Source organism: Cohnella sp. GbtcB17, from assembly GCF_019091135.1.
In the GTDB taxonomy this organism is placed as follows: domain Bacteria; phylum Bacillota; class Bacilli; order Paenibacillales; family Paenibacillaceae; genus Cohnella.
In genome coordinates this window covers 1-10,974 of record NZ_JAGXJW010000056.1, presented here as the reverse complement: position 1 = coordinate 10,974, position 10,974 = coordinate 1, and the positions used below count along the sequence as shown (strand labels likewise).

10 protein-coding genes are annotated in these 10,974 nt (G+C 61.4%); 2 read left to right on the top strand and 8 right to left on the bottom strand.

Translation table 11 applies throughout. From position 1 onward, the window contains the following. Positions 1 to 34: 34 nt before the first annotated feature. The 3 genes from KVT38_RS25980 to KVT38_RS25970 all read right to left on the bottom strand — a co-directional run bounded on the left by KVT38_RS25980 (position 35) and on the right by KVT38_RS25970 (position 3,620). Positions 35 to 877, bottom strand: coding sequence for a sugar ABC transporter permease (locus tag KVT38_RS25980; RefSeq protein WP_217596660.1), 843 nt, complete (start codon positions 875 to 877; stop codon positions 35 to 37). Further along, positions 877 to 2,181, bottom strand: coding sequence for a sugar ABC transporter permease (locus tag KVT38_RS25975; RefSeq protein ID WP_217596659.1), 1,305 nt, complete (start codon positions 2,179 to 2,181; stop codon positions 877 to 879). Before KVT38_RS25975 ends, KVT38_RS25980 begins: the two co-directional genes overlap by 1 nt. Positions 2,182 to 2,264: 83 nt before the next feature. After that, on the bottom strand, positions 2,265 to 3,620 hold the full coding sequence (locus KVT38_RS25970; protein WP_217596658.1) for an extracellular solute-binding protein: 1,356 nt from the start codon (positions 3,618 to 3,620) through the stop codon (positions 2,265 to 2,267). Between the two features lie 758 nt (positions 3,621 to 4,378). Here KVT38_RS25970 and KVT38_RS25965 point away from each other — a divergent pair. Then, positions 4,379 to 5,359, top strand: a complete 981-nt coding sequence (locus KVT38_RS25965; protein WP_217596657.1) for an aldo/keto reductase — start codon at positions 4,379 to 4,381, stop codon at positions 5,357 to 5,359. Positions 5,360 to 5,673: 314 nt separating this feature from the next. Here KVT38_RS25965 and gpmA read toward each other — a convergent pair whose 3' ends face one another. From gpmA to KVT38_RS25950, 3 genes are all read right to left on the bottom strand, one after another. Continuing rightward, complete coding sequence (gene gpmA / locus KVT38_RS25960; protein WP_217596656.1) at positions 5,674 to 6,456, bottom strand: 2,3-diphosphoglycerate-dependent phosphoglycerate mutase; 783 nt, start codon at positions 6,454 to 6,456, stop codon at positions 5,674 to 5,676. A gap of 163 nt (positions 6,457 to 6,619) precedes the next feature. Further along, positions 6,620 to 7,612, bottom strand: a complete 993-nt coding sequence (locus KVT38_RS25955; RefSeq protein ID WP_217596655.1) for a Gfo/Idh/MocA family protein — start codon at positions 7,610 to 7,612, stop codon at positions 6,620 to 6,622. A gap of 54 nt (positions 7,613 to 7,666) precedes the next feature. Then, complete coding sequence (locus KVT38_RS25950) at positions 7,667 to 8,284, bottom strand: hypothetical protein (protein ID WP_254639566.1); 618 nt, start codon at positions 8,282 to 8,284, stop codon at positions 7,667 to 7,669. A 279-nt stretch (positions 8,285 to 8,563) separates the two neighbouring features. Between KVT38_RS25950 and uraA the strand changes: the two genes are divergently transcribed. Beyond that, positions 8,564 to 9,862, top strand: coding sequence for a uracil permease (gene uraA / locus KVT38_RS25945; RefSeq protein WP_254639565.1), 1,299 nt, complete (start codon positions 8,564 to 8,566; stop codon positions 9,860 to 9,862). 55 nt (positions 9,863 to 9,917) lie between these two features. Here uraA and KVT38_RS25940 read toward each other — a convergent pair whose 3' ends face one another. Both KVT38_RS25940 and KVT38_RS25935 read right to left on the bottom strand, forming a co-directional pair. Beyond that, positions 9,918 to 10,220 carry a hypothetical protein gene (locus tag KVT38_RS25940; RefSeq protein ID WP_217596653.1) on the bottom strand — a complete coding sequence of 101 codons (303 nt, stop codon included), beginning with the start codon at positions 10,218 to 10,220 and terminating at the stop codon, positions 9,918 to 9,920. A gap of 39 nt (positions 10,221 to 10,259) precedes the next feature. Beyond that, a partial coding sequence (locus KVT38_RS25935) for an ATP-binding response regulator (protein WP_217596652.1) occupies positions 10,260 to 10,974 on the bottom strand: 715 nt, incomplete at its 5' end.

Genomic DNA, 10,974 nt, shown 5'->3' with positions numbered 1-10,974 from the left:
TCCCTTTTGCGAATCCTGGCTCCATTTACGCGTGCTATCCCTTCGTCGCTCCCTCCGAGAGTCCCGCGATCAGGTAGCGCTGAAGGATAAGAAAGACGATCGCGATCGGCAGCGCGACGAGAATCGTCCCGGCCGCGAACATCGTGAAGTTGTTGCCGACCTTGTCGTTGATGAAGCTGAACAGACCGAGCGCGATCGTGAACTTCTCCGGCGACCGCAGGATGATGCGCGGCGTCAGGAAGTCCATGAACGGCGCCATAAACGTAAACAACGCCACGACGGCCAGAATCGGCCGCACGAGCGGGAACAGAATGCGGAAGTACGTCGTCAGATGTCCCGCGCCGTCCATTTTCGCCGACTCGTCCAGGTCCCGCGGGATCGTGTCCATGTACCCTTTGACGAGAAATACGTTCATCGGCAGCCCGCCGACGACGTAAAAGATGATCAGTCCCGCGAAGGTGTCGAGTAGACCGACGAGGTTCAGCAGCAGATAGATCGCCACCATCCCCATCAGCACCGGGAACATCTGCATGAGCAGCACCGCGTAAATGCTGTTTTTGCGCCCCGCGAAGTGATAGCGGGAGAAGACGAACGCGACGAGTCCGACCATAATGACGGAAAACAGCGCATTCAGCACGGCGACGTAAATCGTGTTTTTGTACCAGAGCACGTAATCGCTGCGCGGATCGTAGAACAGCCATTTGTAGTGCTCGAGCGACAGCGAGTCGGGGATCAGCTTGGAGCTGAACATGCTCGTGCCCGGGTTGAGCGAGATGCTGACCGCCCACAGCAGCGGATACAGGATGACGGCGAACATGATCAGGACGACGAGGTAAATGCCGGCCACCTCAAGACGCGACCTCAGCGTGCGACCCATCAGTACATGCCCTCCTCTCGGAACGAGCGTGTGCGGCGGAACTGGAAAAACGCGAACAGCGCGACGACGAGCCCCATGATGATCGAGATTGCGGCGGCCATCTTGTAGTTGTTCTGGTCGAATGTGAGCGTATACACCCAGGAGATCAGAATGTCGGTCGCTCCCGAGCTTTGGCCCGGCACCGGCGGTCCTCCTTTATTGAACAGATAGATGATGTTGAAGTTGTTGAAATTGTACGAAAACTGCATGATCAAAAGCGGCGCGGTCGCGTACAGCACATGGGGCAGCGTGATGAAGCGCATCTTGTCCCAGCGGGAGCCGCCGTCGACGTCGGCCGCCTCGTACCAGTCCTTGGAGATGCTCTGCAGAACGCCCGTCACGAGCGTGAACACGTACGGGAAGCCGAGCCAGATTTGCACGAAAATGATCGCGATTCGCGCCCAGGTCGGGTCGGTCAGCCATGGGATCGACGTGCCGAAGAACGACATGACGTCCCGGTTGACGGAGCCGAACGTGTCGTTGAACATCGCCGCGAACACGAGCACCGTCATAAACGACGGCACCGCCCAGGGCAGGATAAACACGGTTCGGATGAGCTTTTTGAAGCGGATGCGGGCATCGTTCACAAGCAGCGCGAGAAAAAAGGCGAGCGCGATCTGCAGGCTCGTCGCCACCAGCGTCCACACGACCGTCCAGGTGAGCACCGCGAGCAGGCTTTTCGTCCATACGGCTTCGGTGAACAGCGCGGCGAAGTTGTCGAAGGCGACCCAATCCAGCAGGTGAGCGGGCGGCGAGTTGTACAGATTGTAGTTGGTGAACGCGAGGCAGATCATGAACAGCAGCGGAAAAATGACGATCATCGTCAGCAGCATGAACGTCGGCACGACGACGAAATACGGAAAACCGTGCTCCCAGCTGTCGTGAAAAGCCTGCCGGACCGACGGGATGCGCAGTCCTTCCTGCCGTTTGGCCGCGTCGCGGTAGGCATCCCGCAGGTTGAGCGCGTAAGCTGAAGCGAACAAAGCAAGCAAGAGCACCGCGATGATGCCTTCGACGAGCAGCGTCCTCGAGTCGTCGGTCTCGGGGTTGCTGCCGAGCGTGATCAGGCCGTAAATGCCGTTCACGATCGGCCCGGACAAGGCGATGCCGACGACGGCGGCCAGCAGCAGGAAGATCGTGCCCTTGATGTACCGGCGGTTGGCGTATTGCCCGAAGCCGGGAACCACGGACAGCAGCGCGGCCGTCCGTGGCTTGAGTCCCCCGAGATTTTGCGGTCCGCCCGTCGCGGCCTGTTGAATTTGCATGTGGAGACACCTTCCTTAAAAAGAAGAGGGGCGGCCGTCGTCTGGGCCCCTCCTCCGGATTTCATGTTAAGCGGGGCTTGCGATCAGGCGCCCGTCATCTTGATCTTGTCTTCGATCTGCTTGACGGCGTCATCCATCGAGGCTTGCACGTCCTTGCCGCTGACGATGAACTTCAGTGCGTTCGCCATCGGATCCCAAACCGTATCGAGCTCCGGCACGGTCGGGAACGGCATGCCGTACGTGTTTTGCTGGGAGAAGCCGAACACCAGCGGATCGCTCGTCAGGTCCGAGCTCGTGAGCACGCTTTTGACCGGCGGCACTTCGCCCGTTTGTTTGAAGTAATAGAGCGAATTTTGTTCGTTCGTCATGAAGGCGGCCAGATCGGACGCCCACTCCGGCGACTTGGAAAACTTCGAGAGCATCCAGCCTTTAACGCCGATAAACGAGGTCGGGTGCTTGCCGTTTTCAAGCGTCGGCAGCGGCGCCACGCCGAGGTTGTCGCCAAGCTGCTTTTTCAGATCCTGAATCGCCCAAGGCCCATTGATGATCGCGCCGACCTTGCCCTGTCCGAACAGCCCGCCGACGATGTCTCCGTTGACGTCCTTCGGAATGTAGCCCTTCTGGAACCAGCTTTGGATGAGCTGGCCGCCCTTGACCGCGCCTTCCTTGTTGAATCCGATGTCCTTCGTGTCGAAGCCCCCATTGCCGTCCGGCTTGAAAATATAGCCGTCGTTGCCGCCCATGAACGCCCAGGCGTAATAGAAGTTGGTCGCTTCGAACAGGAAGCCGTACTGCTGCTTTTTGGCGTCCGTCTGCTCGGCCATGATCTTCTCGAGATCCGCGATCGTTTTCGGCGCTTCGGGCACGAGCTTTTTGTTGTAAAACAGCGCGTACGTCTCGGTGACGGCCGGCAGTCCGTACAGCTTGCCGTCCTGGCTGAGTGCTGCCAGCGCTTCCGGCGTATAGGCGGACAGCGTCTCCTGCGGCGTCTTGATCTCCTGCACGAGGCCTTTGATGACGAGCGCGCCGATGCCCGGCTGGTAGAACAGATCGGGGCCTTTGCCTGCCGGTCCGTCGAGCGCGAGCACGTCCGGCTGGTCGTTCATCGCGACCGGCTTGATGTTGACCTTGATGCCCGTCTGCTCGGTGTACTTCTTGGCGATCTCCGTGGAGACGGCGATTTTGTCGGCATTGTCGTCCTGCCAGATCGTGAGCTCGGCCGGCTTGGCGGGCAGGTCGGACGAAGCCGACGCGGACGCCGACGACGAGGTGCTTGGAGACGTTGACGCTGAGGCGCTCGGTGACGCGGGTTGGCTGGCGGACGGTGAAGCGGCGGCTTCCCCGTTGCCTCCGTTGTTGCCGTTGCCGCCGCAGGCGGACAACGCGCCGGCGACGAGCAGCGTGCCGAGCGGAATGGCGATAACCTTTTTGTTTAGCATGTGATCGGACTCCCTTTCCCTTAGGACCGTAGATTGGCTGCGGCGCCTGGTTTTGGCGTCGCATGGTCTTGCTTGCCTTCATGTTACGGCAGAGCGGGAGGGGCCAACTACCAACCTGGTGACCGGTGATCGCAAGATTGTGACCTGAGAGGAAGGGCGAAGCTGCGGAGGGTTCGCGAGACTCGCGCGGTTAGAGCTGTGGCGGGCTTGTGCCAGCGAGAAAAGCGCTGCGGCGGCGGCGTTAAGTCGTCTGGCGCGTGCTGCAAGCGAGGTTTGCGCGGCTAGAGCAGTGACGGGCTTGTGCTAGCGAGAAAAGCGCGGCTGCAGCGGCGTTTAGTCGTCTGGCGCGGGCTGCAAGCGAGGTTTGCGCGGTTAGAGCGGTGGCGGGCTTGTGAAAGCGAGAAAAGCACTGCTGCAGCGGCGTTTAGTCGTTTGGCGCGGGCTGTAAGCGAGGTTTGCGCGGTTAGTGCGGTGGCGGGCTCGTGCAAGCGAGAAAAGCGCGGCTGCTGCGGCGTTTAGTCGTCTGGTGTGGGCTGCAAGCGAGGTTTGCGCGGTTAGAGCGGCGGCGGGCTTATGTAAGCGAGAAAAGCGCTGCTGCAGCGGCGTTTAGTCGTCTGGCGCGGGCTGCAAGCGAGGTTTGCACGGTTAGAGTGATAGCTGGCGTAGGCAGCCGTCTTTCATCGTGGTTGATCATTTGATATAGGCATGAGAAAATCAGGTATTGCAATAGTTTGTTTGAGAACGAGGAGGTATTCGGTATGCAGTATCGTACACTGGGTCGAAGCGGGCTTCGCGTATCCGCGATCGGACTCGGCACGAATGCGTTCGGCAAGCGGTCCGACCGGGAGACGTCGATCCGGGTTATACATGAGGCGTTGGACAACGGCGTCAATATGCTGGATACGGCCAACATTTATGCAGGCACGCAGTCGGAGGCGATCATCGGGGAAGCGCTGGCGGGGAGACGGCACGAAGCGGTGCTGGCGACCAAGGCCGGACTGCCGATGGGACAAGGTCCGAACGACAAAGGCTCGTCCCGCTTCCATCTTCAGCGGGAGCTTGAGGGCAGCCTGAGGCGGCTCAAAACGGACTATGTGGATCTGTACCAGATCCATACGTTCGACCCGGCGACACCTTTGGAGGAGACGCTGCGCGCGCTGGACGACTTCGTCTCGTCAGGCAAGGTGCGTTATATCGGCGCGTCCAACTACGCGGCCTGGGAGCTCATGAAGGCGCTCGGCGTCAGCGAACGGCGCAGATTCGAGCGCTTCGTATGCACGCAGGCCAGCTATTCGCTCGCCGATCGCACGCCCGAGAACGAGCTCATCCCGCTATGCCTCGATCAAGGCGTCGGACTCATTCCGTACTTCCCGCTCGCCGGCGGCATTTTGACGGGCAAGTACGCCTCCGTCTCGGAAGGCGCGGCGCCGGAAGGCTCGCGTGCGGACACCGATCCGTCATTCCGCCGGTTCCTCGGCGGCCGGGCGGACGAGCTCGGCAGGCAGGTCGCGTCGCTGGCCGAGGAGCTCGGCGTTCAGCCGGCCGTGCTCGCGATTGCCTGGCTGCTCGCTCGTCCCGCCGTCGCCACGGTCATCGCCGGCGCGACCCGGCCCGAGCAGCTTCGGGCCAACCTGGCTGCGGATGCGCTGCAGCTGTCGGAGGAGATGCTGGAACGGCTCGATCGGATCAGCGACGACTTCCGGTACGGCAGCCCGTTTGCCGTCTATCGGCTGCCTTAGAGCCTTCATGCACATTAACGCCGCATGCCATGTGACATCTGCGTCTGCGATAGCGTCCATTTGCACAGCATCATTCCGAGCCTCTCGGAGGCATCGATAGCGCCCATTTGCGCTTATTGGCAGCATTCCGAGCGACTCGGAGGCGTCGATAGCGCCCATTTGCACTTATCGGCAGCATTCCGAGCGACTCAGCGGCGTCGATAGCGCCCATTTGCGCTTATCGGCATTATTCCGAGCAGCTCGGAGGCGTCTATAACGCCCATTTGCGCTCATCGGCAGCATTCCGAGCTTCTCGAAGTCAGCAATTCGCGCCCTTATGCCCGCTCGTGATGCCCCTCGCCCTTCGCCGGCATGTCTTGAGCCGGGTCGGGCGACATTTTGTGCGGCACCTCGCCGGGCGGCAGCGGCCCGTCTTCGCCAAGATAGTAGTGCCGTAAAGGCTTCATGTCGTCGCCGAATTCATAGACGAGCGGGATCGCAGTTGGGATGTTGAGGTTGACGACGCCGTCCTCCGGCAGGTCGTCCAGGTATCGGATGAGCGCCCGCAGCGTGTTGCCGTGCGCGCAGAGCAGCAGCTTGCGTCCCGCCGACAGCTCGGGCACGATCTTTTTGTTCCAGTAGACGAGCACGCGTTCCGCCGTGTCGTCCAGATTTTCCGTCAACGGGACTTCGCCGTCGATGTCCTTGTACCTCGGATCGTCGCCCGCATACCGTTCGTCGTCCCGCTCAAGCGCCGGCGGCCGTTCGCTCACGGACCTGCGCCAGAGCAGCACCTGGTCGGCCCCGTAGCGGTCAGCCGTCTCCGCCTTGTTAAGTCCCTGCAGCGCGCCGTAATGCCGTTCGTTGAGCCTCCAGCTCTTCGAGACCGGAACCCAGAGCTGTCCCAGCTCGTCCAAAATGAGCCCCATCGTCCGGATCGCCCGCGTCAGCACCGACGAGAAGGCGGCGTCGAAGGAGAAGCCGTTCGCACGCAGCACGCGTCCCGCTTGCCGCGCTTCCTTCAAACCCTGCTCCGACAGATCCGAATCGGTCCAGCCCGTGAACCGGTTTTCCAGGTTGTACTCGCTTTGCCCGTGCCTGACAAATACGATTTTCATGCCATTCCCTCCCTTGCCTCTCGCTCCTCGTATTATAACCGCTATCCCAAGCCAATGACATTCGCCCAGCGTACGGCGAGAGATCACAATAACAAAGAGCAGGCTACCGAAAAGATAGCCCGCTCTCTTTGCTGCCCCAGCCCCTATGCAAACCTTCAATTCCTTAATCCGCAGAATCCGCCGGATAGACGATGCCGATCTGCCGTCTGGCCTCGTCCATAACGTCGAGCACTGCAATCATCCGTTCATGCGTGTTGATCTCGGACTCCGTCTTGCCTTCCCGCACAAGGTTTACGAACGCCTGCAGCTCGTAAACCATCGAATGCTCGGATTGCGCCGTCGACAGCTCCTCCTCGCGGCCGTCCCGGTATCGGACGCTTACGCGCGCAGGCTGGCTGATCTGATCGATCAGGATGCAGCCCTCTTCTCCCTGAATCTCGCTCGGCGCATACGAATTGGTGATCTTGGAGTACATCGCCACCGCCTCCATGTCCGCATAGCGCAGCAGCACGCTTCCCTCGCCGTCGGCGCCCGATTCGAGCAGGATGCCGTTCGCCTTTACTTCCAGCGGCTTGCCGAACCAATAGATTGCCGGATACAGGCAGTAGACGCCAAGGTCCAGCAGAGCCCCGTTCGAGAGCGACGGATTAAACGCGTTAAGCACCGTGCCCGCACGGTAAGCGTCGTAGCGCGAGGAATATTGCCCGTAGTTGCCGACGTAGCGCCGCACCTTGCCGATCGAAGGCAGCGCCCGCTCGATCGCCTTGAAACTTGGCATAAAAGTCGGCTTCATCGCTTCCATGAGCAATACGCCGGACTTGCGCGCTTCCTCCACCATGCGGCGCGCTTCTGCGCCGTTCGAGGCGACCGGCTTTTCGCAGAGCACATGGATGCCGCGACGCATGAACAGCATCGCCTGTTCTGCGTGATAAACGTTGGGCGTCGCGATATACACGGCATCGATCAGACCGCTTGCCGCCATCGCCTCCATATCGTCGTAGGCATGCGCGATGCCGTGCTGCCCGGCGTACACTTGCGCCCGTTCCAGCGAGCGCGAGCATACCGCGGTCGCCTCAAAGCCTTCGGCTTCCTTCGCCGCCGAGAGCAGCCTGTCCGTGATCCAGTTCGTGCCGACCAGTCCGAATCTTACCGTCATGAGTGTATAGCTCCTTGCGCAGTTGGTATGGGGTATAGATTACGTCTAATTAGATCACAAGCCCTCGCGGAAAAACAAGCTTTGATAGATGTACTTCGAGCCGGCCGGCTTAAAATCGAGGGCGAGATAGCCCGGCGCTCCATCGACGGCTCGCAGCTCCCCGGCACGCACGCGGCTGCGCACGAGGACGGACACCGCACGCCGGTCGCCGCGCGTCATCGCGGACGCGAGCGCGTATGCGTAGCCGCGGTTTCTCGCGAGCGCGGCGCACAGCGGCAGAAGCGCGGCAGCGACCGTGCGGTGAGCGCCCGGCGCGAAGTGGAATTGCACGCTGCCCGGCGGAATCGTAATGCCTGTTGCATATACCTCTTGCGTTCCCGGCGAAGGGTAATCGACAAAATAGCCGATGCCATTGGTGCCGAGTCCTTGCTCAAGGCGGCCGGCCAGCGGCGACGCTTGACCGAGCTGCCGCTTCATGTCGTCCAGCCGCAGCTCGACGACGCTGCGCGACCATCGGTCCGCAAATCGGCCGTTTTTCGCGATCCGCCGGTAAAAGGGCAGCATGGCGCGCGCGGACAGCCGCAGCGCGCTTGCCGCGGCGCGAACCGCCCGCGTTCGATCGCTGCTCCGGCACGACCCTCGCCGTCCGCCGCATTGCGCGCCTACCAGCAACAGGGGGCGGCTCCCTTTATGTTTCGGCACTGCCCCGGACTTTGCCGTACGACAGCTTTTTCTCCCGGCTATTCCCGCATGGACCATGACAAAAGCTCCTCTCTTCCGAATGCTTATCGCCCTTCTCGAGATAGGATATGAGGAAGGTCGCCAAGGCGGAAGCGAATGGCCGGCGGGGATTGTCGAAAATGTCGAAACTACGCTTGTCAAAACGGAATGAACTGTATAGAATCGACAAAGGATTTATACATATCGCAGCATATTGGAGGATTGCAACCATTGACGAGGCATGAAATCGGCATTCACGAACGGCCCCCGCTGGGCCAGAGCCTCTTGCTCAGCCTGCAGCATCTGTTCGCCATGTTCGGCTCCACGGTGCTCGTGCCGAACCTGCTCGGGGTCGACCCGGCCATCTGCCTGCTGATGAACGGGATCGGCACGCTGCTTTACATTTTCATCTGCCAAGGCAAGATTCCCGCATACCTCGGCTCCAGCTTCGCCTTTATCACGCCGGCAGGCGCCGTCATCGGGAACTACGCCGATCACGGCAACGGCTATGCGGCGGCGCTTGGCGGATTCCTCGCGGCCGGCGTCGTCTTCGTCGCCGTCGCCCTGATCGTCAAGTTCGCCGGCACGAGCTGGATCGACGTCGTCTTCCCGCCCGCGGCGATGGGCGCGATCGTCGCGGTCATCGGCCTCGAGCTGATCCCGGTCGCGGCCGGTATGGCCGGCTGGATTCCGCAGTCGACGGACGGTGCAGACTGGTCGCCGAACGGCACCGACATCGGCGTGAGCGTGTTCACGCTTCTCGTTACCGTCCTTGGCTCCGTCCTGTTTCGCGGCTTCATGAAGATCATTCCGATTCTGTTCGGCATCGTCGCCGGCTACGTCCTGTCCGGGCTGGTCGGGCTGACCGACTTCACCGGCGTGAAGAGCGCAGGCTGGCTGGCGTCGCCGACGTTTACCGCGCCTTCGTTCGAATGGTCGGCCATGCTCACGATCGTGCCCGCCGCCCTTGTCGTCGTCGTCGAGCATATCGGCCACTTGATCGTCACCGGCAACATCGTCGGCAAGGACCTGTCCAAGGATCCCGGCCTGAACCGCTCGATGCTCGGCAACGGCATCTCGACGATCCTGTCCGCCTTCGCCGGGTCGACGCCCAATACGACCTATGGGGAAAACATCGGCGTGCTCGCCATCACGCGGGTCTACTCGACCTTCGTCATCGGCGGCGCCGCCGTCATCGCGATCGTGCTCTCCTTCTTCGGCAAGCTGTCCGCGCTCATCGCGGCGATTCCGCCGGCCGTCATGGGCGGCGTATCGCTCCTGCTGTTCGGGGTCATCGCAGCGTCCGGCCTGCGAATGCTCGTCGAATCGAAGGTCGACTACAGCAAGCCGACGAACCTGTTCCTCACCACGGTCGTGCTCGTCACCGGGCTGTCCGGCGTCAAGATCACGGCGGGCGACTTCTCCCTCTCGGGCATGGCGCTCGCCACCGTCGTCGCGATCGCGATGAGCCTGTTGTTCAAGCTGATCGAAAAGCTGGGCTGGTCGAACGAAAAGGAAGCCTCGCACTGAAGTTCCGAAAACCCAAAAACCCGCCGAAGTCAAGCTCCGGCGGGTTTTGCTATTTTCAGACGATGCGAAATCGCGCGAGCTGCTCCCACTGCCCTTCCAGACGCAAAATCTCGGACTGCTTGTCCCCGATCAGGTCGAAGTGCGGAAAGGGCCGGCGCGCATGGATGTATGCCGGGTTCAAGCCATGCCGCTCGCACCAGATCGCCAGCTTGGACAGATCCGCGCAGCCCACCTTCGTGATCGTCTTGATGCCCGGAAACCGAGGCTCGAACCAATAGTGCGTTAAAAAAGCGATCTCGCCTGCAGCTACCCTCCGCTTCCAGGCTTCAAGCTCGTCGCGCTTGACCCCGAACGCCATGCTGTTGCCCTCCTTCTCTATATCCGTTACCAACCGTAACTATCCGCGACGCAAGCGTCTTGCCCGAATGTCCTCCGACCATTTGGACAGCAGCTCCTGGATCTCGGCCGGACGGGTCGGCTTGCTCAAGAAGTCGTTCATGCCGGCCGCCAGGCAAGCCGCCCGGTCCTCCTGACGCGCGAACGCCGTCAGCGCGACGATGATCGGGCGGCGATGCTCCGGCAGCAGCTCCTTGAGCTTGGCCGCCGCCTGCAAGCCGTCCATCGCCGGCATCTGCACGTCCATCAGCACCAGATCGAACGGCTGCGCGATCGCCGCGTTGACTGCGGCTTGCCCGTCCGATGCGATCGCCGGCTCGTAGCCGAGCTTGTTCAGCATGGCGCGGATAATCTGCTGGTTCACCGCGTGATCCTCCGCCACCAGAATCCGCATGGGCCCGAAGCGCGGCTCCCCTTGTCCCTGGGACGCACCGGACGAATCTGCCGCATACGCCGAGCCGTACGCCCCTTCGAGTGCGGCCGCATGCTCGGGCTGCGCGTGCGAAGACAGCGTGAATCGGAAGGTCGAACCTTGTCCCTCGATCGTATCGAAGCCGATCGTCCCGCCCATAAGCTCGACCAGCTTTTTGCAAATGGACAGCCCGAGCCCGGTTCCGCCATACTTGCGATTGGTGCCGGAGTGCAATTGGGAGAACGCCTGGAAAAGCAAATTCTGCTTGTCCTTCGGAATGCCGATGCCGGTGTCCTGCACCGCG

What these genes read in the sequence shown, in the direction of transcription:
- KVT38_RS25980 (WP_217596660.1), bottom strand. Translation starts at nt 877, where the DNA reads ATGGGTCGCACGCTGAGGTCGCGTCTTGAGGTGGCCGGCATTTACCTC.
- KVT38_RS25975 (WP_217596659.1), bottom strand. Translation starts at nt 2,181, where the DNA reads ATGCAAATTCAACAGGCCGCGACGGGCGGACCGCAAAATCTCGGGGGA.
- KVT38_RS25970 (WP_217596658.1), bottom strand. Translation starts at nt 3,620, where the DNA reads ATGCTAAACAAAAAGGTTATCGCCATTCCGCTCGGCACGCTGCTCGTC.
- KVT38_RS25965 (WP_217596657.1), top strand. Translation starts at nt 4,379, where the DNA reads ATGCAGTATCGTACACTGGGTCGAAGCGGGCTTCGCGTATCCGCGATC.
- gpmA (WP_217596656.1), bottom strand. Translation starts at nt 6,456, where the DNA reads ATGAAAATCGTATTTGTCAGGCACGGGCAAAGCGAGTACAACCTGGAA.
- KVT38_RS25955 (WP_217596655.1), bottom strand. Translation starts at nt 7,612, where the DNA reads ATGACGGTAAGATTCGGACTGGTCGGCACGAACTGGATCACGGACAGG.
- KVT38_RS25940 (WP_217596653.1), bottom strand. Translation starts at nt 10,220, where the DNA reads ATGGCGTTCGGGGTCAAGCGCGACGAGCTTGAAGCCTGGAAGCGGAGG.